The organism is Sulfitobacter sp. CW3 (assembly GCF_019392245.1).
In the GTDB taxonomy this organism is placed as follows: domain Bacteria; phylum Pseudomonadota; class Alphaproteobacteria; order Rhodobacterales; family Rhodobacteraceae; genus Sulfitobacter.
On sequence record NZ_JAHXRL010000004.1, the window covers coordinates 147,978 to 174,143 of the forward strand.

The window sequence follows — 26,166 nt, forward strand, 5'->3', positions numbered from 1 at the left end:
ACCCGTATGTTCAAGCGCTACGCCATATATTTCACGCCTCCGCCCGGTGGTTTTACCCGATTGGGGACCGCTTGGCTGGGGTGGGATCTGGCGCAGGGCTGCACCGTTCCGCATCCCGATATCGCAGGGGTTAATGTCGCTGCCATCACCGAACGGCCGCGCAAATACGGGCTGCATGCAACGATCAAAGCACCGTTTACCCTTGCAGATGGCGCGACCGCACAGGGTTTAACCGATGCGCTGGCCGCGTTTTGTGCGGCACGTCCTTCCGTTATCCTTGACGGGTTGGCCCTGACCCAGATCGGCCGGTTTATGGCGCTGACACCCAAGGGCGACACATCAGCGCTGAACGGGTTGGCATCGGCGGCAATGCAGTCGCTGGATGGTTTTCGCGCACCGCTTGATGAGGCAGAGTTTAACCGCAAAAACAGGCCCAACATGTCAGATCGGCAGCGGCAATTGTTGCGGCAATGGGGATACCCCCATGTGGAAGAATTCTTTCGCTTTCATATCACCCTGACGGGGCCAGTCCCCGATGCGGAAATGGTGCAAGTGCGCCAAGCGATTGAGGCCAACCTAATGCCCGCGATCCCCGCACCATTCGACATTGATAGCCTGACCTTATGCGCCGAAGACATGGATGGCAGGTTTCATCAGATCGAACGGTTTGCGTTAGGCAAAGCTGCGAATAGTCTCTAACGCGCCGGAAAGCGCCTTTCCTTCGGGGTCTTGCAGTGCCGCTTCGCGCAGGCGGGCAACCCAGTCGGCCGCGTCTTTGCGCCCCTTCACCATCTGCGCCCCGTTCATTACGCTGTCAAATTTGGTCAGCCCGCGCGCATGGGTATCGGAATACCCCTTGATCAAACGTCGGCAGCGCAGCATCTCGACGCACAGCGCGTAATCTTCTTCAAGCGGGGCAAGACAGCGGTCTAGCCAAGCCTCAAGATGTGCGACTTCTATCGCGTGACGGCGGGTTTTCAGACGATAGGATTTCAAGCCGCCCAAGACATACAGCATCACAAAGGCCGGCAAACTGTCGGTGCGCAATCGCCGCCCCTTGCCAAACCTCCGATCCAGCCACGCCATCGCCTTTGGTCGCCCTTCGACCCACGCACCAAGTTTGGCTGGCAGCAACCCCGCGATTTCCTCGGCTCGGGGGTGGAAATATTCGGTCAACTGCATCACCTGATCCGGTTTTGCCCCCATTTCAGCGCGGATGCGGTCAAACCTAGGGCCACGTGTTTTGATGTCGGCGACGCGGATGATATCATCATAAGCCATTGCATTGGCGATGTATTTTGCCGCCGTGATACTTAATAGCCAACCCCGTTCGCTGCTGTCACGCCCGATAATCCCATTCACGCGGTCCAGATAGGAGGCACCGTAAGCGTAGTCCTGAAAATCCACGACCTTAAGCAAACCGGCGGTGGCCATTTGTTGAACCGCAGGCGGCATCGCATGGATACGGTCCAGCAACCTTTGATATTCGCGCAACAAATCCTGTGGCCCGGTAATTTCGCGCGGGGTGTCAGGGGTGTGCACTGTGTCCGCATCGCCATTCTGGGCAGCGTCAAACCCTGCATCAAAGGCACGCAAACTGGCATCGACAGCCTTGCCGGATTGCCGGATTGCATCCTCGAACGCGGCGCGCGGAAAGGGCAAGGCGTCAACCCCTGCAAGCGCGCCAAAAAGGCTGGCCGAAATGACCGATCCCTGACCGACGGCCAACTGCTCCATATCGGCCAAAATCAGTGTCTGTGCCGCTATTTCAGCGGCGGCGCGGACTTCTTCTGCATCTGCGATCCCGTCGCCCGGAACCGTCTTTTCCGACACGGCCAATGCGCGGTGGCTTGACCCGATCAGCACGGTCCGGTCCGGCGTGACAAAGCCGCGCATGACGGCGCGCCCGACCTCCATCATCTCGGCTGCGATCAGGATATCAACGTCGCCAGCAGAAGGGGCCAAGGCAAAGATCGGCTGGTGATCCGTTTTTGGCGTCATTTCGACATAATAGATCGTGGCCCCAGTACGTTGCGCGACACCGGCGACGCTGGTCGCCTGCACCGCATAGCCTTGGGCCCGGGCCAATGCTTCGATCCAGCCGGTCAGAACGCCGCCGCCCTGCCCGCCCACAGCCATGACCGCCAGCTTGGTGATCTGCGCGGCACGCGGATCAACGGGTTGTTCGGGAAATATCGCGTTCATTGCAGCATCAACCGTTTGGCGTCGCGTCTGGATTGCAGCCAGCCAATCGCCCTGCTGCGCTGCTTGGTACGCCAGGATTCGAAACGCGTCGGATTATGCACAACATCTGCCTGATAGAACGACGGACATAAGATCGCAGTATCCGCCACCTCGCCACAATTACCGCAACCGACGCAGGTTTGATCGATATGGGCCACCGGATCATCGCGCAGCGGGTCATCCAGCTTTTTCAGCGACAGCGACGGACAGCCGGATAGCCGGATACAGGCGTGATCGCCGGTACACACATCAGGATCAACGCCAAAGCGCGGGATATCAACGCGGCGACCTTCCTTGATCGCCTGAGTGCGCTGCGGTTTTTCGCGGCGCTGCTTGTTCAGCATACATTCAGACGATGCGACGATTACCTTGGGCCCGTCATATTCCGTCGTCAGCGCCTCGCGCAGGACCTCGCGCATTTTGCCAACATCATAGGTGCGGTCGATCTGGCGCACCCATTCAACGCCAACCCCCTTTAGCGCCGCGGAAATGGGGTTATTCGTCGATTTAGTGTCGTTATTTGCGCGGCTCGATAGCACGTCCTGACCGCCTGTTGCGGCGGAATAATAGTTGTCGACGATCACCGCGACCGTATCGGATTTGTTGAAAACCATGTTCCCGATCGAAGAGCTAAGCCCATTGTGCCAAAATCCGCCATCGCCGAGGATCGAAATCGCGCGCCGTTCCCCGCCGCCATCAAACGCCGCGTTCGAGGCCGGGCCAAGCCCGTAGCCCATGGTCGCGCCGCCGATCTCGAACGGGGGGAGCGCGGCAAACAAGTGGCAGCCGATGTCGCCGCTGATCTGGTGTTTGCCCAACTCGTGCTCGGTCAGCTTCATCGCTGCGAAAATGGGCCGTTCAGGGCAACCTGTGCAAAACCCCGGCGGACGGATCGGAACGGTTTTGGACAGATCCGGTATCTGCGGCGCTTTGGCATTTGGCGCACGAACCGTTCCCGGCAGCATCTCGGGGCCGGCGACCTTGAGGAACGCGGTCACCCCATCCAGCAGAACCTGCCCGGTGTATTCGCCCGCCATCGGCAACATACCTTTGCCATGCAATTCGACCGAACTGCGCGATTTGTACAGAAAGCTGCCAAGCTGCTGTTCGATAAAATCGGGCTGCCCTTCCTCGACGACCAGCACATGTTCTTTGCCTTGGCAAAACTCATCAAATTCGCCTTTGACCAAGGGGTATGTCACATTCAAAACATAAAGCGGCACATCGCTGTTGCCGTAGATATCGGCCAGCCCAAGCCGCTGAAGCGCGCGCACAACGCCGTTATACATTCCCCCCTGAACCACAATTCCCAAAAGCGCGCGTTCGGGGCCGAACACTTCGTTCAGATTGTTTTCAACAATGAACTTTTCAGCCGCCGGCCAGCGGTTTTGAATTTTGTCCTGCTCGTGAAGATAGCTCATTGGGGGCAGCACAACGCGGGCGAAATCACTGCGCGGGGCCGACAGCGCGTCGCGCACGGTCAGCGGCGGCGGGACGTTATCGCGGGTTTCAAAGCTGCCCGTCACATGGCACGACCTGATCCGCACCATCAGCATCACAGGGGTATTGCTCGCTTCTGACAGCTCGAACCCGTCTTTTACGGCCTTGGTAATACTGGGTAAATTCGGGCGCGGGTCCAGCATCCAGAACTGTGATTTCATAGCAAAGGCGTGGGACCGCTCTTGCATGATCGACGACCCTTCGCCGTAATCCTCGCCCACGATAATCAGCGCGCCGCCGGTGACGCCCGAGGAGCTGAGGTTGGCCAACGCGTCAGACGCGACATTGACGCCGACCGGCCCCTTAAAGGTGACAGCACCCCGGATGGGATATTGGACAGAGGCGGCCAACATGGCGGCGGCGGCGGCTTCGCTTGCGTTTGCCTCGAACCGGACACCCAGTTCGCCCAGCACATCCTGCGCGTCTGCCAGCACATCCATCAAGTGACTGATCGGCGCGCCCTGATAGCCGCCAACATAGCCCACACCGTTTTCCAACAGCGCCTTGGTCAGGGCCAGAATGCCTTCGCCGGTAAACACATCACCGTCGCCTTTGCGCAGGTGCTCTACCTCTTTTTTGAAGGAACGTTCGGCCATCTGGACCCTTTCAAAAGTCGTGCTTACGGATGTTTTTAAGCATCTTTTGCAAGGTACCGACAAAGGCCTGTTTTTCCGCAGCACCAATGCCCGCGAACATCGCCTGATAGGCGTCAGACATATGTGGCCAAAGCCGCTCGAATGCCTCGCGTCCGCAGTCGGTCAGAAAAATACGGGTGGCCCTGCTGTCATCGGGATCAGGCTGGCGCTCGACCAACCCGTTTTGCGCCAATGCGTCCAAACCCCTGCTTAGCGTCGATTGCTGCACCACGGCGAAAACCGCAAGTTCACGGATCAAAATACCGTCGTGCACGGACAATACCGCAAGCGACCGCATCTGCGGGGTTGTCAGGCCCAGCTTGGCCATTTCTTCCTGCATGGCCGCATTATAGCGCCCCATAATCCGGTTCATCAGATAGGGCGGAAACTGGTCAAGCCCCACCTGCCCCAAGGTCGTATCAGCGCGTTTTGCCAGGCTGTCTGTGCCTTCCATTCAAGGGTCCTTTCCCTGATCTCGACCCGATGATGGGGCCGAAATTGATGTATGAATTAACCTTTTGGGACAAGCGCAAGCGCGCGGATCGGGCTGCCTGTGCCGTGCTCGATCTTCAGCGGTGCGGCGATCAAAATCGCCCCCTTGGCAGGAAGCTTGTCAAGATTGGCAAGCGAGGCGAGGCCAAAGCAATTGTCGCGATGCAACAGGTTATGAGCGGGGTATGGCGGCTCCATCCCGCCCGCTTGGCCAGCATCCGTGCCGATACATTGTGTGCCCCAACCAACAATCCCCTTGGACAGCAGGTATTCGATACAATCAGGCGTCGGGCCGGGGCTGTGCGGGCCAGTGTCGTCAGCGTTCAGGAATTTTTCGGCGTCGTTCACGCGCTTGTCCCAATCGGTGCGCATCACAACCCATTCGCCCTTGCCGATCGCCCCGTGTTCAGCTTCCCACGCTTTCACACCATCAGCGGTCAGCAGGAAATCTTCGTTCTGGGCGGATTGGGCGGCGCAATCGATGACATTGACGGGTGCGACCAGCCGCTGCACATCCAACGTGTCGGTATAACCGTCCTCGTAATCCTTGCCGGTGATCCAATGGTGCGGCGCGTCGAAATGCGTGCCGGAATGTTCGCCCAGCTTCAGCCAGTTCCACGCGAAAAACGGGCCGTCGCTGTCATATTCGCTGATCTTGTGAATTTCGATCTTTGGGGTGTTCTTGGCGAAGTCTTCGGGCAGCTGTAAAAGCGGCGTATCGGGGCCAAGACTGCTTGAACAGTCAATTACCTCAACTCCGCCGGTCGCCAACATCATTGCAAGGTTCGTCAGGGTATCTGCGCCGCTCATCATCATATCTCCCGTGGTTATACTGTTGCACTGTTGTTGATAAAGAATGCTACGTAGGGTTATATGCATTTGCAACAAAATTAGCGTACCAACGATGTTACGCAATAAATTGAGGGACTTATGCCTGATCGCGGCTACTTTCTTTATCATTCCATCGGTCAATATCCGGGAAAAGCACAGGATATGGCCGCCGCTTTGGCTGATTTTTCAGATGTCTGGGGTACGCCGGATGACGGTCAATGGCCGTCTGTTTTGGGCAAAAGACAAGAGTTTCTGACCCTTTGGCGTGATCTGATAGACGCGCCGGACAATACCCTGACCAGCGCCGAGAACGTCACCACGGCGCTGTTTTCGATCCTTGGCGGCCTGCCAGCGGGGCAGTTGCGCGGCAAGCGGGTGTTGATCGGGGCAGATTGCTTTCCCTCGCTGCATTTTCTGCTGAACGGGCTGGCAGATCGCATGGGGTTCACCCTGCACACGGTCCCGATACGGGACGGCGCATTTTGGGTAACGGACGATGATCTGCTAGATGCTTGGGGCGCGGACGTTGGTCTAGCCCTGCTGACGTTTGTCACCTCGACCAGCTCGCATCGCTGCGATTTACAACGTTTGATTGCGCATGGGCGCGCGATGGGGTCGCTGATCGGCGTCGATCTGACCCAAGGGATCGGGATCATCCCGTTTTCGCTAAACGACTATGCCGCCGATTTTGTGATTTCCAGCAGTTTGAAGTGGCTGTGCGGAACACCGGGCGCTGGTATTATCCAGATGCGCCGCGATTTGATGGAGCAAGTAACGCCCGAACTGCGCGGCTGGTTTTCGCAAGATAACCCGTTTTCATGGGACTTGGACAGTTTTGACTACGCCCCCGATGCGCGGCGGTTTGACCATGGAACACCATCGGTTTTGGCCTGTTTAGGCTCGATTCCCGCGTTGCGTTGGCATGCGGGGCAGACCGATCTGTTGACCCATAATCGCGCGCTGACTGATATGATCATCAAGGCTGCGGATGATGCCGGGCTAACCCTTGCCACCCCTCGGGATGCAGGGCAGCGCGGCGGATCTGTTATGGTGCAATTGCCGCAAACCGTTGACGCGCAGGCGCTGGTTGGCACGTTGCGCGCGCAGAATATCCACGTGGATTGTCGCGGCCAGATTTTGCGTCTGTCGCCGGGGGCGATTACATCAGCGACCCATGTGGAGGGTCTGTTTCGGGCGCTAAGTGCGGTGATCTAAAGCGCGTTAAAAAACCGCTGCATTCTGTCCATCGCATCGGTCAGCACGTCAATCTCGGCACAGCCGAAACACACGCGCAAATGCCCCTCGCCCGCGGCCCCGTAAAAGCTGCCCGCCTCGACCACGACACCGGTTTCACCCAGCAAACGATCCGCGCAATCCTGCGCGCTTAGGCCTGTCGCGGCGATGTTGGGAAAGGCGTAAATCGTGCCCTCAACAGGCACGCAGGTTACGCCGGGCATCTGGTTCAAACGTCCGACCACCAGATCACGGCGGGCCCCATCCCGCGCGACCATACCCGCCAGAACTGACGCGTCCCCCGTCACCGCCGCAAGCGCGCCGTGCTGGATAAATGTGTTCACATGGGTGACTTCGTTCGTGGTGATTTTCATCAACGGGCCCATCAATGCCGCGTCCGCCACCACATACCCCAGCCGCCAACCGTCCATGGCATAGGCTTTGGTAAAGGCGAACATCGAAATCGTGCGCTCTTTCATGCCGGGCAAGGACGCGATCGAGATATGCGTTTCTCCATAGGTGATCTCTTCGTAGACCTCATCCGAGATCACCAAAAGATCGTGCTCCTGCGCGAGATCGGCGATGATTTGCAGCTCTGCGCGGGTATAGACACGGCCCGTCGGATTGCAGGGGTTGATCAACGCGATCACACGGGTCGCCGGGGTGATATGAGGCTCTATCAAGGTGCGATTGATGGAAAACCCGTTGCTTGCATCCAAGGGCGCGATGGTGACTTTGGCCCCGGCCAGCTCGGCTTTGCCGATATGTTGGGGGTAATAGGGCGCCAGCAAAAGCGCCTCGTCGCCGTCATCCAGAAATGCCATGAAGGCCGCAAAGGATCCTTGGGTCAGACCGTTGGTGATCAACACATTATCGGCTGTGACATCCAGCTTGTTCTGATCCCGCAGCTTGGTCGCCAGCGCGCCGCGCAACTCGGGCAGGCCTTGCAGATCGGAATAATGCACGGCCCCACCTTGCAAGGCCGCAATCGTCGCGTCCTTGATGTGCTGAGGCGTATCCTCGGCGGGCATGCCCAGTTCCAGATGGATCAAATCCCCCGACATCCCAACCGCTTTGGCGAACATCCCAAAGTTTTTCGGGCTGGTGTCGGTGATCCGGCGGGCGGGGCGTATGGGCATCAATCTCTCCTTGCATGAAATACATGCGTTTGCACCTATTTTGATAACGCGGTCCGGGATCAAAAGCCAAGCTTAAAGGGCACGTGGGAATTGCAGCACTCTGAAACGAAAAACGCCGCCCCGACAGATGTCGGAGCGGCGCAACCTCGGGCGGGATGGCCCGAAATCAGTAGCGGTAGTGTTCCGGCTTGAACGGACCTTCGGGTTTGACGCCGATGTAAGCCGCTTGTTCGCTACTCAGCTGCGTCAGCTTTACGCCGATGCGCGCAAGATGCAGGCGGGCGACTTTCTCGTCCAGATGCTTGGGCAGGATGTACACTTCGTTTTTGTACTTGCCGGTGTTTTCCCACAGTTCGATCTGCGCCAAAACCTGATTGGTAAAGGACGCGGACATCACGAAGGACGGGTGGCCCGTCGCGTTACCAAGGTTCAGCAAACGGCCCTCGGACAGCAGGATCAGGCGGTTGCCCGAAGGCATCTCGATCATGTCTACCTGTTCTTTGATGTTGGTCCATTTGTGGTTCTTCAGCGCGGCAACCTGAATTTCGTTGTCAAAGTGGCCGATGTTGCCAACGATCGCCATGTCCTTCATCTCGCGCATATGCTCGATCCGGATCACGTCTTTGTTGCCAGTGGTGGTGATAAAGATGTCAGCCGTGTCCAACACGTCTTCGAGCAGCACCACCTCGAAACCGTCCATTGCGGCTTGCAGCGCGCAAATTGGGTCGGCTTCGGTCACTTTGACCCGTGCGCCGGCACCGGCCAGCGACGCCGCCGACCCTTTGCCCACGTCACCGTAACCGCAAACCACGGCGACCTTACCGGCCATCATGGTGTCCGTGGCGCGGCGGATGCCGTCGACCAGCGATTCCTTGCAGCCGTATTTGTTGTCGAATTTGGACTTGGTCACGCTGTCATTCACGTTGATCGCGGGGAAAGGCAGCTGGCCCTGTTTGACCAGATCATACAGGCGGTGAACGCCGGTTGTTGTTTCCTCGGAAACGCCTTTGATCTGGTCGCGCATCTTGGTGAACCAACCGGGGGACGCTTCCATGCGCTTTTTGATCTGCGCTTTGATCGCGACTTCTTCTTCGGATGTCGGGACCGAAATCACGTCTTCGCCTGCTTCGGCGCGGGCACCCAGCAGGATATACAGCGTCGCATCGCCGCCATCGTCCAAAATCAGGTTCGGGCCTTCGGGGAACTGGAACGACTTATCCAGATAATCCCAATGCTCTTCCAGCGATTGGCCCTTGATAGCGAAAACGGGTGTGCCGCTCTCGGCGATTGCAGCAGCCGCGTGATCCTGGGTCGAGAAAATGTTGCACGACGCCCAGCGCACATCGGCACCCAGCACAACCAGCGTTTCGATCAAAACAGCGGTCTGGATCGTCATGTGCAAGGACCCAACGATGCGCGACCCCGTCAGCGGTTTGCTTTCGCCATATTCGGCACGCAACGCCATCAGGCCCGGCATTTCAGTTTCGGCAATATCAAGTTCCTTGCGGCCATATGCGGCAAGGCTAATGTCTTTAACGATATAATCGTTGGCCATTTGGCATCCCTTTTCAAAAGATCGGATATTTGCCACGCGCGTAGCACTTTAAATCTTTAATCTCAACGATTGATGGGAATGCGGGTAAACGACCGCTATTTTGCGCCGATGCCGGGTGTAATTACGGTTCCATGATCGCAGACTTCGTGGGAAGAACGGACAGGCACACAGAAACGGAGAACCGATATGGCGCAGCAGCCCCGCGCGTGGCAACGCATGCTTTCGGGTCGCAGGCTCGACCTGCTGGACCCAACCCCCGTCGATATCGAGATCGAAGATATCGCACATGGGCTGGCGTTCGTTGCGCGTTGGAATGGCCAAACCCACGGGGATTACGCCTATTCCGTTGCTGAACATTCGCTGTTGGTGGAAACGCTGTTTGCACGGCTGAACCCAAAGGCACCGACGAAATGGAAGCTGGCCGCGCTTTTGCATGACGCGCCGGAATATGTGATCGGCGATATGATTTCACCGGTCAAATCGGCGGTTGGGCCAGGGTATGGCGCATTGGACGAACGGTTGACCGCAGCGATCCACATCCGTTTTGGCCTGCCTGCGGCGATCCCCAAAACGGTTAAGCAGCAGATCAAAAAGGCCGACAGGATCAGTGCCTGGATGGAAGCCACCCAAATCGCCGGCTTTGCCGAGGCCGAGGCAACCCGGTTTTTCGGCAAGCCCGATACCAGCATTATCGAAGACCTGACAATCGTTCTGCGCCCGCCAGTTGAAACCCGCAATGACTTCACCGCCCGCCACGCGGCCCTTCTGTTGGATATGTCATGATCAAGGTCAGACGCCCCATCGCGCTGGACGCCGCCGATATGGCGCGGCTGCTGAACGAGATTATCAAAATTGGCGGCACCACGGCGATGACGCGGGCGGTCACCGGCGATGATCTTAAACAGTGGATGGCATCAAACCCGGATCAAAGCGCGTGGCATGTTGCCTTGGATAGCGATGAAAAGGTCGTGGGCTTTCAATGGATCAGCCCGCACCCCGATTTGCCAACCGAGGCCTGCGATATCGCGACATTTGTGCAGGTCGGGCGGACCGGTCTTGGCATTGGATCAGCACTGTTCAGCGCAACATCTGACGCGGCAAATCAGCTGGGATATATCTGGATCAACGCAACCATCCGCGCGGATAATACGGGCGGTCTGACCTATTACCAAAGTCGCGGCTTTCGGGACTGGCACTATGACGAAGGGGTCGCGCTGGCCTCGGGGCAGATCGTGGACAAGATCAGCAAGCGGTACGACATCTAAACCCTAGCGCGGGCTTCGTTTGGCCAGAATACGCTGCAATGTGCGGCGGTGCATGTTCAGGCGTCGCGCGGTTTCCGACACGTTGCGGTCGCACAGCTCGTACACGCGCTGGATATGCTCCCATTTCACGCGGTCCGCGCTCATCGGGTTTTCGGGGGGTGGTGGCAGATCATCACCGGTGGCCAGCAAGGCATTGGTAATGTCGTTCGCATCCGCAGGTTTCGACAGGTAATCGGTCGCGCCGATTTTTACGGCCGCCACAGCCGTCGCGATTGCACCATATCCGGTCAACACAACAACCCGCGCATCCGGGCGCTTGGCGCGCAGCACCTCGACCACGTCAAGGCCATTGCCGTCTTCAAGCCGCAGATCGATCACTGCATAGGCAGGCGGACGCGCGGTTGCGATGGCGCGACCCCCAGCGACAGAGCCCGCGGTTTCAACGGAAAACCCGCGCTTTTCCATCGCTTTGGCCAGACGACGCAGAAACGGTTCGTCGTCATCCACCAACAGCAACGTCGGGTCTTCACCTAGATCAAGCGCGCTATTCTCAGCCATGTTTTGCCTCGCAGTCATCGGGTTCGTCGTCAAATGCCCAAGCAGCTATGTAATGCTGCCTAGTTTATGTCAACTTTTCTACTGGTTTTCGATAAAGCAGCCGATTTTGTCCGCCATCTGCTCGGGCGTGACATCGCGCCGAAAGAAATCGACAAACCCTTCGCCGGGCATCACCAGATAGCTAAAGGTAGAATGGTCAACGAGGTAGAATTCGTCGCTTGTATCATGGGCTTTGTAATAGGTCCGGTATGCCTCGCTTGCGGCTTTTACCTGTTCCGGCGACCCGGTCAGCCCGATCATCTTGGGGTGCATGTTCTCAGCAAATTCACCCACAACTTCGGGGGTGTCCCGCGCGGGATCGATCGAAATAAACACCGGCGTGACAGACATGCCGCGTTCGGCCAGCACATCAATGGCACTTGCATTGCGCGCCACATCAAGGGGGCAAACATCAGGGCAGAACGTGTATCCAAAATACAGAACGCTAGGTTCTGTGATAACATCCGTATCGGTCACGGTCTGACCTTCGGCATTCACCAGCTCGAAAGGGCCGCCCAGTTCATTTCCGCCAGCAACCGCAGAGTTTTTGCATTGCGCATACTTGTCGTCACTATCGCCATTCAGTCCCATAACATAACTAACAGCTACGAATCCGATCGCCACGACGACGGCACTTATTGCAAGTATCTTGTTCATCTTCATTCTCCTACGACAAACGCCGCTCTTGATCACTGATAAGAGCAGACCTACGCTTCTCTCCTATCTATGCAATGGGCTAACTTGAAAAGGCGCGCCAATGACGCAGGCCACAATCAAACCTTTGGGCGATCGCACCCGTGCGAATTGGATCAGACTGCGCACCATGATCGTACTGCGTTGGGTGGCCATCGCGGGGCAGCTTACTGCGATTACCGTAGCGGATCGGCTGTTCGGGCTCCAGCTTGAACTGGGACTTTGCTATTTTGCCGTTGGCATTTCGGTTGTGGGCAATCTGGTTGCGATGTTTGTTTTTCCCGAAAACAAACGGCTGTCAGAGCTTGAAAACCTGTCGATGGTTCTGTTCGACCTGTGCCAGCTTGGCTTTTTGTTGTTTCTTACCGGCGGCTTGCACAATCCGTTCTGCTTGCTGCTGTTGGGGCCGGTAACCATCTCAGCCACGACGCTTAGCCTTAGATCGACGGTGATCTTGTGTTGCACGGCCATTGTTCTTGTTAGCTTGATCGCTGTCTATCACCTGCCGTTGAACACCCAAAGTGGCGGGGTGTTGATGATGCCGGGCATTTTTGTGTTCGGCCATTGGATTGCCCTGATCATATCGATCTTGTTTTCGACCTCCTATTCGCGGTGGGTGACGACAGAAATCCATTCGATGTCAGACGCCTTGGTTGCCACGCAAATGGCGCTGGCACGCGAACAAAAGCTGACCGATCTGGGTGGGGTTGTGGCCGCTGCCGCGCATGAACTGGGTACGCCGCTTGCCACGATCAAACTGGTCAGCGCAGAACTGCTGGATGAACTAAAGGACAATCCGGAGCTGGCCGCAGATGCCGCGTTGATCCGCAATCAGGCGGACCGGTGTCGCGATATTTTGCGGGATATGGGCCGCGCGGGCAAAGACGATTTGCACCTGCGGCAGGCCCCCCTGAGCGCCGTCATAGAAGAAGCAGCGGAACCCCATATGGGCCGTGGAAAAACGATCGAGTTTGCCTTTGGCCAAGCCGCAGGTGCCACGATTAACCAACCCTCGATCCTGCGCAAACCCGAGATCATTCACGGTCTGCGCAATTTGATACAAAATGCTGTCGATTTTGCCGATAGCACCGTCTGGGTCGAAGCGAACTGGACCGACACACAGATTTCGATACGGATTTTTGACGACGGCAAGGGGTTTCCCCCGCATCTTTTGGGTCGGATTGGCGACCCGTTAATGCGCAGGCGCCGGTCGCGACGCAGTGCCACCCAGCGCCCCGAATACGAGGGGATGGGCCTAGGTTTATTCATCGCAAAGACCTTGCTGGAACGCTCGGGTGCCGAGCTTCACTTTGCCAATGGATCAGACCGCACATCGCGTGCCGATCTGCGCAAACTGGGCGCGGTGGTAGAGGTCGTATGGCCCCGCAGCAAGATTGACGCAGTGGCCGGTGAAACACCCATACCGACCGGCGAAAACACGCCAATAACTATCTGAGCGTGTATTCAAGCACCTTACACCACCCATCCGATTAACGAAAAGTTAATATCTGAGCTCCTAACATTCAGTTAAAGTCGTGTGGAGTATCGGTTGATGCAGCCGTTTGATATCTTTTTGATCTTTTGTGTTGCCACTGTTTGCGGTGCCTTTGCCTTTGCCTGGCTGAACGATCCAAACCCGCAACGCACGCCAAACCAGACAGAAACGCCAGCCGATCAAATTTACCTTTTTGATCAAGGTGTCCTGCAACATGCCTCCGAAGCGACCCAGAATTTTCTCCCGCTTGAGGCAGGTTTTCATGAATGGACCGATCTGCGCGAAAAGATCATAGACCGGTTTACCCTGTTTCCAAAGCAGCCCAAGCTTTACGGCACAGGCAGCATGACCCTTGATGCTATTGACCTGAACGGGCCGACGCAGATCAACATCAGCTGGGACAACGGGCTAAACTGGGTGCAATTTCTGGGGCTTGAGGGCGATCAACCGTCAGAGGCGCTTGAAAGCCGGATCATGTCGCATGGGCTGACGTCAAGCCTGACCATACCCGTCTGGCAGGTATGTAAAGATGGCGTATTAATCTGGTGGAACCCCGCCTACGAGGCACTGCACGCACGCGTCTATCCCACCCTTCCTGTCGAAGAAAAGCCGATTTTCTCGCCAGAAGACGAAACAACATGTCAGCGGGTTTCCCTGCGCGACGTATCAACCGGTAAGAAAGAGTGGTTTGACGTCTCCTACCGCGAGGTTGACGGCATGCTGAATTATCAGGCCATCTGCATCAGCAACCTTGTCCACGCCGAAGAGGCACAGCGCAATTTTGTGCAAACCATGACCAAGACATTTGCGCAATTGTCGATTGGGCTGGCGATCTTTAGCCGGAACGGGCAGCTGGCGTTGTTCAACCCGGCACTGGTCGATCTGACCGGCCTCCCCGCGCAGTTTTTAAGCACCAGACCCACCCTGCAAACCTTCTTTGACCGCCTGCGTGAAACCCGCAAAATGCCCGAGCCAAAGAACTATGCAAATTGGCGCACAGCGATTTCCGAACTGGTAAACGCGGCGAATGATGGCAGATATGATGACACGTGGTCGCTGGATTCAGGTCAGACCTTTCGGGTAAAGGGCCGCCCGCACCCCGATGGGGCCACGGCCCTGCTGATCGAAGACATCACCGCCGAGGTCAGCCTGACACGTCATTTCCGGGCCGAGCTTGAGCTGGGGCAATCCATTTTCGACACGTTGGATGATGGCATTGCCGTGTTTTCCGGCACCGGCGTTCTGACCTTCTCGAACAAGGCGTATCAAAGCCTGTGGAAAGTTGACCCCGATACCAGCTTTGCCGATGTAACGATCCATGATGCCATTCAGGATTGGAAACGAAAGGCGGCGGAAAACCCCATGTGGCCAGAGATTGAAAGTTTTGTGCGCAGTTTCGTAGATCGCAAAAGCTGGAGCATTCCTGTCTACCTGACCGACGGTACCCATATGACATGCCTGATTTCGCCTATCGTTGCCGGGGCGACGCTTATCAGATTTCACATCATCAAACGGTCTGACATCCAAGCAAGACGTGCATCACCCCAAGATATGTCGCGCGACATCTAAGGTCCGCTTTCGCCTTGCGGCGCACCTGCCCGGCCAAGTAGCTTGGGCGCATGTCTGACCACACAATTTCCCTTGATCTGCGTAACGCGGAAGAAACAAGCCAAGCCGCGCGCGCCCTTGGCGCTGCGTTGACCGTTGGCGATACCATTTTGCTAACCGGCGACGTTGGTGCTGGCAAAACGCATTTTGCACGCTCGTTGATCCAATCACTGCTCACCACGCCCGAAGACGTGCCATCGCCCACATTCACGCTGGTGCAAACCTATGACACCTCGGCCGGCACGATTTGGCATGCGGATTTATACCGTCTGACATCCACGTTCGAGATCGAAGAACTGGGCCTGTCAGACGCGTTTCAAGATGCGATTTGTCTGGTCGAATGGCCCGATCGACTGGGAGAGTTGAAACCCGAGGGCGCGCTGGAAATCGCGCTGGAAACAGCGGGCGATGACAGCCGGGTGCTGACCGCATCCTGGGATGCGGATAAATGGATGCCGAAATTGAAAAGCTGGCGCAAATGACCAACCGGATTATCGCGTCACAAGAATTTATCAACGCCGCTGGTTGGGCGCAGGCCCGGCAATCCTTGCTGGCCGGGGATGCATCGAACCGCCGCTATGACCGCCTGACCGCGGCAGACGGCAGCACCGCCATTTTCATGGATGCCCCCCCGGACAAGGGCGAAGACGTCAGCCCCTTTGTGCGCGTTGCCGGATTTTTGATCCAAAACGGGCTAAGCGCCCCGCGCATTCTGGCGCAAGACCCCGAAAACGGGTTTCTATTGATCGAAGATCTGGGTGACGCGTTATTTGCGCGGCTGATGGTCGATCAGCCGGGCATGACCCGCCCGCTCTACACCGCCGCCACCGATATGCTGGTTGCGTTGCACAAGGCGGCACCACTGGAATTGCCAATCTGCGATTCCGATTGGCTGGTCCGTATGACCGATCTGGTTTTTGACTGGTACGCAGATGATGGCGCGGGTTTCGCCCGTTTTGATACGTTGTTCCGACCCTTGGCGCAGCAACTTGATCATGTCCCCCGCGTCGTGATCCTCCGCGATTTCCATGCTGAAAACCTGCTGTGGCTGCCCGAACGGACAGGCATTGCCCGTGTTGGTGTGCTTGATTTTCAGGACGCGCTGCTGGGGCATCCGGCCTATGATCTGGTGTCGATCCTCCAAGACGCCCGCCGCGATGTTGCCCCTGAAATCGAGACCGACATGATCGCCCGTTACAGTGCCAACACCCGCACAGACGCCGCCGATTTCCAGACGGCCTATGCCATTCTGGGTGTTCAACGAAATCTTCGCATTCTGGGGATATTCGCACGGCTTTGTCTGCGTGACGGCAAGGCGCATTATGTGGATTTCATCCCCCGCGTTTGGGGCTATCTGCAACGTAATCTTGAACACCCCGATCTGGCAGAGCTGGCACAGTTTTTGGCCAAAACCCTTCCCTACCCAAGCCCCGATTTCCTTGAGGATTTGAAAGCACGATGCGCGACACACCCAAATCCGTGATGATGTTCGCCGCGGGCTTTGGCACGCGGATGAAGCATTTGACGCAGGACCAACCCAAGCCGATGGTCAAGGTCGCAGGGCGCGCCCTGATTGATCACGCGCTTGATCTGGCGAACGGGATCGCGCCGGATCGCATTGTCGCGAACCTGCATTACAAACCCGAACCCCTGCTGGCGCATCTTAAAAACAGCAAGGTTCAAACCATTGTGGAAGAACCGGATATCCTTGAAACCGGCGGCGGGTTGCGCAATGCATTGCCGATGTTGGGCACGGGTCCGGTTTTCACCATGAACACCGATGCCATCTGGGCCGGGCCAAACCCGCTGGCGATGCTGCAAGACGCATGGAACCCCGACATCATGGATGCGCTGTTGATCGGCATCCCCACCGCGCAGGCCGTCGGCCATTCCGGCAAAGGCGACTTTGTCATGGGTCAAAACGGGCAGCTGACCCGTGGCCCCGGTGTGATTTATGGCGGTGTGCAAATCATAAAAACCGACTTGTTAGAGACGATTCCCGGCCGCGCATTCTCCCTGAACCTGCTGTGGGACAAGATGCTGACGATGGGCCGCATCTACGGGGTGCGCTATACTGGCAAATGGTGTGACGTGGGCCACCCCGAGGGGATAACCCTTGCGGAAAACATGCTAGGGGATGCCGATGTTTGAACCCACTGACACGCCACGTATTTTCGGCCTCGCCCCCGGTGTGGATTTCCCCCAAGAGCTGCTGAACGGGTTGCTGGACCGGCTGCAGGGTCATCCCCCGCAGGCCATTGCGCGCATTGATCTGGTGGTGAACACCCGCCGGATGCAACGCCGGCTGCGCGGGTTTTTTGATACCGGCCCTGCCAGCTTGCTGCCGCGCATTCACATGATCGATAACCTTGATACATTGTCATCCGGCGTTGCTCTGCCGCGCCCCAGCCCCGCGTTGCGGCGGCGGTTGGAACTGATCACACTGGTGTCGAAACTGCTGGATCAAGCGCCCGATCTGGCCCCGCGCGCATCGCTTTATGATCTGTCGGACAGTCTGGCCGGGTTGATCGATGAAATGCAGGGCGAAGGTGTCCCGGTAGAGGCCGTCACAAATCTGGATGTCAGCGATCAGTCGGGACATTGGGAACGTGCCAAGCAATTTTTGGACATCGCGCACCGCTATCTGGGGGAAAGCGTAACCCGCCCGGACCCGCGCGCGCGTCAACGTCAGGTCGCGGCGCAGCTGATTGCAAGCTGGCAGGAAAACCCGCCCCAGCACCCTATTATCGTTGCGGGATCAACCGGATCACGTGGCACGTCGGCGCTGTTGATGCAGGCGGTTTCCCGGCTGCCTCAGGGCGCTATCATCTTGCCGGGTTTCGATTTTGACATGCCCGGAAATGTCTGGACAGATCTGGGCGACGATCAGGAAAAACTGTCGCAAGACCACCCGCAATACCGGTTCCGCGATATGTTGCGCGCGCTTGATGTATCCCACAGAGAAGTCACCGCTTGGACAGATCAACCGCCCCCGTCACCCGAACGTAACGCATTGGTATCATTGTCTTTGCGCCCTGCCCCCGTGACCCATGTGTGGCTGACCGAGGGGCCGAAACTGCCGGATTTGCACCGCGCGACCCAAGGGTTAACCCTGATACAAGCCCCGACCCCCCGGGCCGAGGCATTGGCCATTGCAATGCGTCTGCGCCAGGCGGTGGAAGACGGCCAAACCGCAGCACTGATCACGCCGGACCGGATGCTGTCACGGCAGGTCACATCGGCCTTGGATCGCTGGAATATCCTGCCTGATGACAGCGCGGGATCGCCCCTGCACCTATCGCCCCCCGGCCGTTTCCTGCGTCACATTGCCGATCTGTTTTTGCGCAAACTGGATTCCGAAGCGCTGCTGACCATTCTAAAACATCCGCTGACCCACAGTGGCGGCGACCGGAACCTGCATCAGCTTAATACTCAACGGTTAGAGTTGCAGCTGCGGCGCGACGGACTGCCCTATCCTGACGCCGAAGGCATCTTGCGGTTGGCGCAGAAGTCAGTGGCGCGGTCAAAGCAGCCCGAACAGATGGACGTTTGGGCGACTTGGGTCGGAGACAACTTCACCAACCTCGAAATTCCGGACGACCTGCCGCTCGAAACTTGGGTCGCGCAGCATGTAGGTCAGGCAAAAGCCATCGCAGATGGGTCGAACCCGACATCGGACAGCTGGCTTTGGCAGCACACGGCGGGCGAAGAAGCCAACAAAGTCATGACCGATCTGGCGGAGAATGCGCAATATGGCGGCGACATGTCTGCGTCTGATTACGCCGATCTGGTCGGTGCCCTGTTGCAAAACGGCGAGATCCGCGAACGCGACGCCCCCCACCCTCATGTGATGATCTGGGGCACGATGGAGGCCCGCGTTCAAGGGGCCGAGCTGATCATTATGGGCGGGTTGAACGACAGCACCTGGCCCGAGGCGCCGCCGCCTGATCCGTGGCTGAACCGTCAAATGCGCCTTAAGGCCGGATTGCTGTTGCCGGAACGGCGCATTGGTCTGTCTGCCCACGACTATCAGCAATCCATCGCCGCGCCCGAGGTTTGCCTGACCCGCGCCATCCGGTCGGACGAGGCTGAAACCGTGCCGTCGCGTTGGCTGAACCGATTGGGAAACCTGCTGAACGGGTTGCCCGAACAGGGTGGCAACACGGCGTGGAACGCCATGATCAAACGTGGCGATCATTGGCTGGAACAGGCGCGCGCCTTGGAAACGGTTACGCGTGTCGACCCTGCCACGCGCCCCTCGCCCCGGCCACCACGGGCCGCGCGGCCACATGCGTTGTCGGTGACCGAGATCAAGCGCCTGATCCGCGACCCCTATGCGGTTTATGCCAAACACAGCCTGAAACTGCGCGCCCTGAACCCGCTGGTGCAATCGCCCGACGCACCCGTGCGCGGCATTATCGTGCATGAAATCATGGAACGGTTCATCAAATCGGTCTCCGCTGACCTTGCAAACCTCACGAAATCCCACTTGTTAGAGACTGCCGCGCAAGTTCTTGAGGCCGAAGCCCCCTGGCCTGCCGCCCACGTTATGTGGCTGACCAAAATCGAACGCATCGCGGATTGGTTCATCGAGAACGAGACCAAGCGCCAAAGCTATTCCAGCCCCGCCGCGTTTGAAAAGGCCGCAAAGGGCAGACACAGCTTTGCCGATCTTGGCTTTACCCTGACCGGTTTTGCCGACCGGATCGACCGGACGGATGACGGCGACATCTTGATCTATGACTATAAAACCGGCGCGCCCCCCAGCAAGGCGGAACAAAAAGCCTTTGATAAACAACTGCTTCTTGAGGCCGCGATGGTCGAAGAAGGCGGTTTCGAGCAGATCGGCCCCGCCCATGTGGCCAATGCCGCCTATATCGGGCTGGGCAGCAACCCCGTCGAGCTGTCCGCCCCGCTAGAGGAAGAGCCACCGCACGAGGTGCTGGCCAAGCTGCACGCGCTGATGACCAGCTATCTGTCGGATGATCAGGGGTTCACATCCCGCCGCATGGTCAAAACCACTGATTTCGCGGGCGATTATGATCAGCTTGCCCGCTTTGGCGAATGGGATGGCACGAATGACCCCGTGCCGGAGGATCTGACATGACCGCGCATTTTGATGATGCAACCCGCGCGCAGATTGATGCCGCCCGGCCCGATGCGTCCACATGGTTGGGCGCGAATGCGGGGTCCGGCAAAACGCGGGTTCTGACCGACCGCGTTGCGCGTCTGTTGCTGAACGGGGTCGAACCGCAGCATATTTTGTGTCTGACCTACACCAAGGCCGCCGCGTCAGAGATGCAGAACCGGTTGTTCAAACGTCTGGGCGCTTGGGCGATGCTCAAGGATAACGATCTGCGCGCGTCATTGGCCGAACTGGGTGTCACAGACGCATTTACCCCTGAAAAACTGCGCATGGCCCGCACGCTGTTTGCCCGCGCGATTGAAACGCCCGGCGGGCTGAAAATTCAAACGATCCACTCGTTTTGCGCGTCTTTGCTGCGGCGCTTTCCGCTTGAGGCCGGGGTAAGCCCGCAATTCACTGAAATCGAAGACCGCGCTGCCGATCTGCTGCGGGCCGAGATTGTCGATAAAATGGTCGAAGGCCATGATGGGCAATATGTGGTCGCCCTTGCCCGCCATTATACCGGCGAGGATTTTAGCAAACTGACCCGCGCCATTGTTGGCGAACGCGAAGGGTTTGAAACCCGTTTGGCGTGGGGCGATGCGTTGGCGCTGTTCGATCAGCCCGCCGATCTGACCGAAGAAAACATCGCGTCGTCGGTATTTATGGGATCAGAGAGCAGCATCATCGATCAGATGGTCAGCGTCATGAAAGACAGCGGCGTTACGGATCAAAAGAACGCCGAAAAGCTGCGGTCGATTGGCGTGCTGGACATCACCGCCCTGCCCGTTCTCGAAGGGGTATTTCTGACAGGCGGGTCTGCTGCATCCCCCTTTAGTGCGAAAATCGGCAGCGTGCCCACCAAGGCCTCGCAAAAAGCGTTGTCGCATATCATGTCACAGGTTGATGATCTGATGGCGCGGGTTGAAAGCGCCCGCAACGCGCGGCTGTCGTTGAAAGCGGCGCAAAGAACATTCGTTTTGCATCAGTTCGCCCATGCGTTCCTGAAACGCTATGCGCTGGAAAAACAAAAACGGGGCTGGCTGGATTTCGACGATCTGATCCTGAAAGCGCGCGCTTTGTTGACCGATCCTGCCGTTGCTGCGTGGGTTTTGTACCGCATCGATGGCGGCATCGACCATATTCTGGTGGACGAGGCCCAAGATACCAGCCCGCGCCAATGGGACGTGATCGAACGGCTCACGGATGAATTTTACAGCGGCGATGGTGCCAACGACGGCGATGCGCGCACCTTGTTCGTAGTGGGTGACAAAAAGCAGTCGATCTATTCGTTCCAGGGGGCCGACCCGCGCGAATTTGACCACAAACAAACCCTGTTCGAGGGCAAGATCACCGACGCCGGACAGGTTTTCCAACGGCGCAGTCTGGATTATTCGTTCCGGTCGTCATCCGCGATTTTGCAACTGGTCGACACCAGCTTTACCCCGCATGCCAGTGCCGGGTTCGCCGCCGATGGCAAGCATATCGCATTCAAATCCGCCCTGCCCGGCCGCGTTGATCTGTGGCCCTTGGTCGAAAAATCAGAAGAACCCGATGATCGCGAATGGTCCGATCCGGTCGACCAGCAATCAGACCACCATCACACCGTGGTTCTGGCCGATAAAATTGCCGCACAGATCAAGACATTGACCCAAGGCGAACATTATCTGCCGGTTGATGCCGATGTGCCGGGCGGATTTGAACGCCGCCGCATTCGGGCCGGTGACTTTCTGATCCTTGTGCAACGGCGCAGCGCCCTGTTTTCCGAGATCATTCGCGCCTGCAAAACCGCGGGCTTGCCCATTGCGGGCGCTGACCGCCTCAAGGTCGGTGCCGAACTGGCAGTCAAGGATCTGGCGGCGCTGCTGTCATTCCTTGCCACCCCCGAAGACAGCCTGTCACTGGCCACCGCGCTGAAATCGCCCTTGTTCGGGTGGTCAGAACAGATGCTGTTCAAGCTGTCGCATTACCGGACCGAAGATCACCTGTGGCAGGCGTTGCGCGACAACCCTGAATACCCCGAAACCGTCGAAATCCTGCGTGATTTGCGTGATAAAGTCGATTTTCTGCGGCCCTATGACCTGATCGAACGTATTTTGACGCGTCACGAGGGGCGTCGAAAACTGTTGGCACGTTTAGGGCCAGAGGCTGAGGATGGCATTAACGCGATGCTTGCCCAAGCGCTGTCCTATGAACGCGGCGCGATCCCCAGTCTGACGGGGTTTTTGGTGTGGATGCAGACCGACGACCTTGAGATCAAGCGCCAGATCGACAACGCATCCGACCAGATCAGGGTGATGACGGTGCACGGTGCCAAGGGACTTGAGGCGCCGATCGTGATCCTGCCCGATACCGGCAAGCGCAATCTTGTTATCCGCGACGAGATTATCAAAATGGGCGACACACCGGTTTGGAAAATGTCCGATACGGATATGCCAGCTGCCATGCGCGATGCATTGGACGCGCGCAAAGACCGTGAACGCGATGAACGTTTGCGCCTGCTATATGTGGCGATGACGCGGGCGGAAAAATGGCTGATCGTGGCCGCTGCTGGTGACCTGCCCAAGGATGACAGCAGTTGGTACCAAATGATCGGTGCCGCCATGGGTCAGGCCGGTGCCACCCCTGTCGGAGAAACCGGCAAACTGCGGTTTCAGTATGGTGATTGGGACGGGCTGCCCATTCGGGATCACAAGGCCGATACGCCGAATACCCCATTGCTAGAGCCTGTTTTCTTGAACAAGCTTACCGATATTCCACATCGGCCTGAAACCAAATCCCCCTCGGATCTTGGCGGTGCCAAGGCGCTTCCGGGAGAGGACGGCATGACCGAGGACGAGGCCAAAGCATATGGTACACTTGTCCATAAACTGCTTGAAACCATGCCCGCCTTGCCCACTGACAACTGGGACGATCCGCTGCGCAGCATCAGCGATGGCTATGATCCAACGATCGCCAACCGCGCCCTTCAAGAGGCCGTGGGCGTTATGACCAAACCGGAGATCAGCCACATCTTTGCCCCCGACGCGTTGCTTGAGGTGCCAGTTACCGCGCAACTTCCAAAGTGGCGTATTCATGGCACGATTGACCGCTTGCTGGTGTCCGATACGGATGTGTTGGCGATTGATTTCAAAACAAACCGCGTTGTCCCGGTCACGCCTGCCGCCTGCCCCGATGGGATTTTGCGCCAGATGGGTGCTTATGCCGCAGCGCTGGCGCAGGTATTTCCAAACCACCGTATTCGCACGGCAATTCTATGGACGCGGAATGCACAGCTGATGGAGCTGCCCGGCGATATGATCACAAATGCCTTGTCCCGCGCTGTCGATCTTGACGAAGGCACAGTGGCTACATAGGTTCCAATTCTAATCATTCCTTGTGCAGGAGAGCATCATGGCCACGGTCGCAGTCACAGACGCAACATTCGACGCTGAAGTTAAAAATTCCGATATCCCCGTAGTGGTGGATTTCTGGGCAGAATGGTGCGGTCCCTGCAAGCAAATCGGACCGGCCCTGGAAGAGCTTTCCGCTGAAATGGCCGGCAAGGTAAAAATCGTCAAAGTAAACGTTGACGAGAACCCGAACAGCCCGGCGCAAATGGGTGTTCGCGGTATCCCCGCCTTGTTCATTTTCAAAGGTGGCGAAGTCGTTTCCAACCTGTCCGGCGCACGTCCAAAGACCAATATCCAAAGCTGGATCGAAGAGTCGATCTGAACCAAACTCATGTAGTTTAGCCAAGGGCGCACCGGAAACGGGGCGCCCTTTGTGCATGGTCCTGCCAAGACGCGCCCAAACCCGCAAACACCCGCCGGTGCCAATGGCCGCACCCTTGCCCCGCGCGGTTCCGGCGACCATATAGAAGTTCAAAGAAGGAGACCGAGCATGTCTAGCCAAGAATTTCCCGGATGGCACGGAACCACGATCATCGGCGTCAAAAAAGACGGTGAAGTGGTCATCGCAGGCGACGGTCAGGTCAGTCTGGGCCAAACCGTGATCAAGGGCACCGCCCGCAAGGTCCGCCGGCTTAGCCCCGGTGGCTTTGATGTGGTCGCGGGCTTTGCCGGATCGACGGCAGACGCGTTTACCTTGCTGGAACGGCTAGAGGTCAAGCTTGAGGCGACGCCGGGGCAGTTGGCACGGGCAAGCGTTGAGCTGGCCAAAGACTGGCGGACTGACAAATACCTGCAAAAGCTTGAAGCGATGTTGATTGTCACTGATGGTACCGAATTGCTGATCATCACAGGTGCCGGCGACGTGCTTGAGCCCGAACATAACGTCGCCGCCATCGGATCCGGCGGTAACTACGCGTTGGCCGCGGCCCGCGGCATGATGGACAGCGGCCGCGATGCCGAAGCTGTCGCCCGTGACGCGATGAAGATTGCAGCGGACATCTGCGTTTACACAAATGGCAACCTCACGGTGGAGAAAATCAAACCATGACCGATCTAACCCCCCGCGAAATCGTATCCGAGCTTGATCGCTTTATCATCGGTCAGAATGACGCGAAGCGCGCCGTCGCTGTGGCGTTGCGCAACCGCTGGCGCCGCAAACAGTTGGGCGATGACCTGCGCGAAGAAGTGTATCCCAAGAACATCCTCATGATCGGGCCGACAGGCGTCGGCAAAACCGAGATCAGCCGCCGCCTGGCCAAGCTGGCCCGCGCGCCGTTCCTTAAGGTCGAGGCGACGAAATTCACCGAAGTCGGCTATGTCGGGCGCGATGTTGAACAGATCATCCGCGATCTGGTCGACAGCGCCATCCTGATGACCCGCGAACACATGCGCGAAGACGTCAAAGCCAGCGCACACAAGGCCGCCGAAGAACGCGTGATTGACGCCATCGCCGGTGAAGACGCCCGCGAAGGTACCCGCGAAATGTTCCGCAAAAAGCTGAAATCTGGCGAACTCGACGCCACGATGATCGATCTTGAGGTCACCGATACCTCTAGCCCGTTCCCGACCATGGATATCCCCGGCCAGCCCGGCGGTGGCATGGGGATGATGAACCTTGGCGATCTGTTTGGCAAAGCCATGGGCGGTCGCAAAACCAAGAAACGTCTGTCGGTTGCAGAAAGCTATGAAATTCTGATCAGCGAAGAGGCTGACAAACTGCTGGATGATGAAACCGTTAACCGTGCGGCGATTGATGCGGTTGAACAAAACGGTATCGTGTTTCTGGATGAAATCGACAAGGTTTGCGCGCGGTCTGATGCCCGTGGCGGCGACGTGTCGCGCGAAGGGGTCCAGCGTGATCTGTTACCCCTGATCGAGGGCACGACCGTTTCCACAAAACATGGCCCGGTGAAAACCGACCACGTTCTGTTCATCGCGTCAGGCGCGTTTCACATCGCAAAACCGTCGGATTTGCTGCCCGAATTGCAGGGTCGTTTGCCGATCCGTGTTGAACTACGCGCCCTGACCGAAGACGATTTCGTGCGCATCCTGACCGAAACCGACAATGCGCTGACGCTGCAATACACCGCGCTGATGGGCACCGAAGAAGTCGAGGTTACATTCACCGATGAAGGCATCAAGGCACTGGCCAAGATCGCCGCCGATGTGAACCAATCGATTGAAAACATCGGCGCGCGGCGTCTGTACACCGTGATGGAACGCGTGTTCGAAGAGCTGTCTTTCACCGCGCCGGACCGTAGCGGTGAAAAAATCACCGTGGATGGCGATTTTGTCGAAAAGAACCTCGGTGAACTTGTCCGTTCCTCCGACCTGTCGCGCTACGTGCTTTAGCGCTTTTCTT

General features: G+C 57.7%; 22 protein-coding genes. 14 read left to right on the forward strand and 8 right to left on the reverse strand.

The annotated features are described in order from the left end of the window. Positions 1-6 precede the first annotated feature (6 nt). Complete coding sequence (locus KZZ06_RS10815) at positions 7-699, forward strand: DUF1045 domain-containing protein (protein ID WP_219580050.1); 693 nt, start codon at positions 7-9, stop codon at positions 697-699. Here KZZ06_RS10815 and KZZ06_RS10820 read toward each other — a convergent pair. The 4 genes from KZZ06_RS10820 to KZZ06_RS10835 are packed head-to-tail and all read right to left on the reverse strand — an operon-like array spanning position 673 to position 5,681. Beyond that, positions 673-2,205 carry an indolepyruvate oxidoreductase subunit beta family protein gene (locus KZZ06_RS10820; RefSeq protein ID WP_219580051.1) on the reverse strand — a complete coding sequence of 511 codons (1,533 nt, stop codon included), beginning with the start codon at positions 2,203-2,205 and terminating at the stop codon, positions 673-675. The two genes, KZZ06_RS10815 and KZZ06_RS10820, sit on opposite strands and share 27 nt — an antisense overlap. Next, on the reverse strand, positions 2,202-4,340 hold the full coding sequence (locus KZZ06_RS10825) for an indolepyruvate ferredoxin oxidoreductase subunit alpha (RefSeq protein ID WP_219580052.1): 2,139 nt from the start codon (positions 4,338-4,340) through the stop codon (positions 2,202-2,204). Before KZZ06_RS10825 ends, KZZ06_RS10820 begins: the two co-directional genes overlap by 4 nt. Before the next feature lie 10 nt (positions 4,341-4,350). Further along, a complete protein-coding gene (locus KZZ06_RS10830; RefSeq protein ID WP_219580053.1) occupies positions 4,351-4,833 on the reverse strand; it encodes a MarR family winged helix-turn-helix transcriptional regulator in 483 nt (160 codons plus the stop codon). 56 nt (positions 4,834-4,889) lie between these two features. Further along, the gene (locus KZZ06_RS10835; RefSeq protein ID WP_219580054.1) at positions 4,890-5,681 is read right to left on the reverse strand and encodes a cyclase family protein; all 792 of its coding nucleotides are present in this window, start codon (positions 5,679-5,681) and stop codon (positions 4,890-4,892) included. 120 nt (positions 5,682-5,801) lie between these two features. Here KZZ06_RS10835 and KZZ06_RS10840 point away from each other — a divergent pair, with 120 nt between their 5' ends. Beyond that, positions 5,802-6,917 carry an aminotransferase class V-fold PLP-dependent enzyme gene (locus tag KZZ06_RS10840; RefSeq protein ID WP_219580055.1) on the forward strand — a complete coding sequence of 372 codons (1,116 nt, stop codon included), beginning with the start codon at positions 5,802-5,804 and terminating at the stop codon, positions 6,915-6,917. Here KZZ06_RS10840 and KZZ06_RS10845 read toward each other — a convergent pair. Next, entirely contained in the window at positions 6,914-8,074 is a 1,161-nt protein-coding gene (locus KZZ06_RS10845) for a pyridoxal phosphate-dependent aminotransferase (protein WP_219580056.1), read from the reverse strand. The two genes, KZZ06_RS10840 and KZZ06_RS10845, sit on opposite strands and share 4 nt — an antisense overlap. Before the next feature lie 166 nt (positions 8,075-8,240). Further along, positions 8,241-9,629: an adenosylhomocysteinase gene (gene ahcY / locus KZZ06_RS10850; RefSeq protein ID WP_219580057.1), complete on the reverse strand. Its 1,389-nt coding sequence runs from the start codon at positions 9,627-9,629 to the stop codon at positions 8,241-8,243. A 186-nt stretch (positions 9,630-9,815) separates the two neighbouring features. Between ahcY and KZZ06_RS10855 the strand changes: the two genes are divergently transcribed. Together KZZ06_RS10855 and KZZ06_RS10860 are read left to right on the forward strand one after the other, a co-directional pair. Next, complete coding sequence (locus KZZ06_RS10855; RefSeq protein WP_219580058.1) at positions 9,816-10,412, forward strand: HD domain-containing protein; 597 nt, start codon at positions 9,816-9,818, stop codon at positions 10,410-10,412. Beyond that, a complete protein-coding gene (locus tag KZZ06_RS10860) occupies positions 10,409-10,894 on the forward strand; it encodes a GNAT family N-acetyltransferase (protein ID WP_219580059.1) in 486 nt (161 codons plus the stop codon). The genes KZZ06_RS10855 and KZZ06_RS10860 overlap by 4 nt, the downstream gene beginning before the upstream one ends. A gap of 3 nt (positions 10,895-10,897) precedes the next feature. Here KZZ06_RS10860 and KZZ06_RS10865 read toward each other — a convergent pair whose 3' ends face one another. Both KZZ06_RS10865 and KZZ06_RS10870 read right to left on the reverse strand, forming a co-directional pair. Continuing rightward, the gene (locus tag KZZ06_RS10865) at positions 10,898-11,452 is read right to left on the reverse strand and encodes an ActR/PrrA/RegA family redox response regulator transcription factor (protein ID WP_219580060.1); all 555 of its coding nucleotides are present in this window, start codon (positions 11,450-11,452) and stop codon (positions 10,898-10,900) included. 78 nt (positions 11,453-11,530) lie between these two features. Beyond that, positions 11,531-12,148 (reverse strand): SCO family protein, encoded by a 618-nt coding sequence (locus tag KZZ06_RS10870; RefSeq protein ID WP_219580061.1) that lies wholly within the window; start codon positions 12,146-12,148, stop codon positions 11,531-11,533. 100 nt (positions 12,149-12,248) lie between these two features. On the opposite strand from KZZ06_RS10870, the gene regB reads away from it, so the two are divergent. The 10 genes from regB to hslU all read left to right on the forward strand — a co-directional run bounded on the left by regB (position 12,249) and on the right by hslU (position 26,156). Next, positions 12,249-13,640: a sensor histidine kinase RegB gene (gene regB, locus KZZ06_RS10875; RefSeq protein WP_219580062.1), complete on the forward strand. Its 1,392-nt coding sequence runs from the start codon at positions 12,249-12,251 to the stop codon at positions 13,638-13,640. Between the two features lie 96 nt (positions 13,641-13,736). Continuing rightward, positions 13,737-15,248 carry a PAS-domain containing protein gene (locus KZZ06_RS10880; RefSeq protein WP_219580063.1) on the forward strand — a complete coding sequence of 504 codons (1,512 nt, stop codon included), beginning with the start codon at positions 13,737-13,739 and terminating at the stop codon, positions 15,246-15,248. 50 nt (positions 15,249-15,298) lie between these two features. Further along, positions 15,299-15,769: a tRNA (adenosine(37)-N6)-threonylcarbamoyltransferase complex ATPase subunit type 1 TsaE gene (gene tsaE, locus KZZ06_RS10885; RefSeq protein WP_219580064.1), complete on the forward strand. Its 471-nt coding sequence runs from the start codon at positions 15,299-15,301 to the stop codon at positions 15,767-15,769. After that, the gene (locus tag KZZ06_RS10890; RefSeq protein WP_219580438.1) at positions 15,766-16,770 is read left to right on the forward strand and encodes an aminoglycoside phosphotransferase family protein; all 1,005 of its coding nucleotides are present in this window, start codon (positions 15,766-15,768) and stop codon (positions 16,768-16,770) included. The genes tsaE and KZZ06_RS10890 overlap by 4 nt, the downstream gene beginning before the upstream one ends. Continuing rightward, positions 16,746-17,438 carry a nucleotidyltransferase family protein gene (locus KZZ06_RS10895; protein WP_219580065.1) on the forward strand — a complete coding sequence of 231 codons (693 nt, stop codon included), beginning with the start codon at positions 16,746-16,748 and terminating at the stop codon, positions 17,436-17,438. The genes KZZ06_RS10890 and KZZ06_RS10895 overlap by 25 nt, the downstream gene beginning before the upstream one ends. Continuing rightward, positions 17,431-20,394: a double-strand break repair protein AddB gene (gene addB, locus KZZ06_RS10900; RefSeq protein WP_219580066.1), complete on the forward strand. Its 2,964-nt coding sequence runs from the start codon at positions 17,431-17,433 to the stop codon at positions 20,392-20,394. Before KZZ06_RS10895 ends, addB begins: the two co-directional genes overlap by 8 nt. Beyond that, complete coding sequence (gene addA, locus KZZ06_RS10905) at positions 20,391-23,768, forward strand: double-strand break repair helicase AddA (RefSeq protein ID WP_219580067.1); 3,378 nt, start codon at positions 20,391-20,393, stop codon at positions 23,766-23,768. Before addB ends, addA begins: the two co-directional genes overlap by 4 nt. A 37-nt stretch (positions 23,769-23,805) precedes the next feature. Then, positions 23,806-24,126 carry a thioredoxin gene (gene trxA / locus KZZ06_RS10910; RefSeq protein WP_219580068.1) on the forward strand — a complete coding sequence of 107 codons (321 nt, stop codon included), beginning with the start codon at positions 23,806-23,808 and terminating at the stop codon, positions 24,124-24,126. Positions 24,127-24,294: 168 nt separating this feature from the next. Further along, on the forward strand, positions 24,295-24,852 hold the full coding sequence (gene hslV, locus KZZ06_RS10915; RefSeq protein WP_219580069.1) for an ATP-dependent protease subunit HslV: 558 nt from the start codon (positions 24,295-24,297) through the stop codon (positions 24,850-24,852). After that, the gene (hslU, locus tag KZZ06_RS10920; RefSeq protein WP_219580070.1) at positions 24,849-26,156 is read left to right on the forward strand and encodes an ATP-dependent protease ATPase subunit HslU; all 1,308 of its coding nucleotides are present in this window, start codon (positions 24,849-24,851) and stop codon (positions 26,154-26,156) included. The genes hslV and hslU overlap by 4 nt, the downstream gene beginning before the upstream one ends. The last annotated feature ends 10 nt before the right edge of the window (positions 26,157-26,166 follow it).

Coding starts and splice junctions, on each gene's coding strand:
- KZZ06_RS10815 (WP_219580050.1), top strand. CDS start 7: ATGTTCAAGCGCTACGCCATATATTTCACGCCTCCGCCCGGTGGTTTT.
- KZZ06_RS10820 (WP_219580051.1), bottom strand. CDS start 2,205: ATGAACGCGATATTTCCCGAACAACCCGTTGATCCGCGTGCCGCGCAG.
- KZZ06_RS10825 (WP_219580052.1), bottom strand. CDS start 4,340: ATGGCCGAACGTTCCTTCAAAAAAGAGGTAGAGCACCTGCGCAAAGGC.
- KZZ06_RS10830 (WP_219580053.1), bottom strand. CDS start 4,833: ATGGAAGGCACAGACAGCCTGGCAAAACGCGCTGATACGACCTTGGGG.
- KZZ06_RS10835 (WP_219580054.1), bottom strand. CDS start 5,681: ATGAGCGGCGCAGATACCCTGACGAACCTTGCAATGATGTTGGCGACC.
- KZZ06_RS10840 (WP_219580055.1), top strand. CDS start 5,802: ATGCCTGATCGCGGCTACTTTCTTTATCATTCCATCGGTCAATATCCG.
- KZZ06_RS10845 (WP_219580056.1), bottom strand. CDS start 8,074: ATGCCCATACGCCCCGCCCGCCGGATCACCGACACCAGCCCGAAAAAC.
- ahcY (WP_219580057.1), bottom strand. CDS start 9,629: ATGGCCAACGATTATATCGTTAAAGACATTAGCCTTGCCGCATATGGC.
- KZZ06_RS10855 (WP_219580058.1), top strand. CDS start 9,816: ATGGCGCAGCAGCCCCGCGCGTGGCAACGCATGCTTTCGGGTCGCAGG.
- KZZ06_RS10860 (WP_219580059.1), top strand. CDS start 10,409: ATGATCAAGGTCAGACGCCCCATCGCGCTGGACGCCGCCGATATGGCG.
- KZZ06_RS10865 (WP_219580060.1), bottom strand. CDS start 11,452: ATGGCTGAGAATAGCGCGCTTGATCTAGGTGAAGACCCGACGTTGCTG.
- KZZ06_RS10870 (WP_219580061.1), bottom strand. CDS start 12,148: ATGAACAAGATACTTGCAATAAGTGCCGTCGTCGTGGCGATCGGATTC.
- regB (WP_219580062.1), top strand. CDS start 12,249: ATGACGCAGGCCACAATCAAACCTTTGGGCGATCGCACCCGTGCGAAT.
- KZZ06_RS10880 (WP_219580063.1), top strand. CDS start 13,737: ATGCAGCCGTTTGATATCTTTTTGATCTTTTGTGTTGCCACTGTTTGC.
- tsaE (WP_219580064.1), top strand. CDS start 15,299: ATGTCTGACCACACAATTTCCCTTGATCTGCGTAACGCGGAAGAAACA.
- KZZ06_RS10890 (WP_219580438.1), top strand. CDS start 15,766: ATGACCAACCGGATTATCGCGTCACAAGAATTTATCAACGCCGCTGGT.
- KZZ06_RS10895 (WP_219580065.1), top strand. CDS start 16,746: ATGCGCGACACACCCAAATCCGTGATGATGTTCGCCGCGGGCTTTGGC.
- addB (WP_219580066.1), top strand. CDS start 17,431: ATGTTTGAACCCACTGACACGCCACGTATTTTCGGCCTCGCCCCCGGT.
- addA (WP_219580067.1), top strand. CDS start 20,391: ATGACCGCGCATTTTGATGATGCAACCCGCGCGCAGATTGATGCCGCC.
- trxA (WP_219580068.1), top strand. CDS start 23,806: ATGGCCACGGTCGCAGTCACAGACGCAACATTCGACGCTGAAGTTAAA.
- hslV (WP_219580069.1), top strand. CDS start 24,295: ATGTCTAGCCAAGAATTTCCCGGATGGCACGGAACCACGATCATCGGC.
- hslU (WP_219580070.1), top strand. CDS start 24,849: ATGACCGATCTAACCCCCCGCGAAATCGTATCCGAGCTTGATCGCTTT.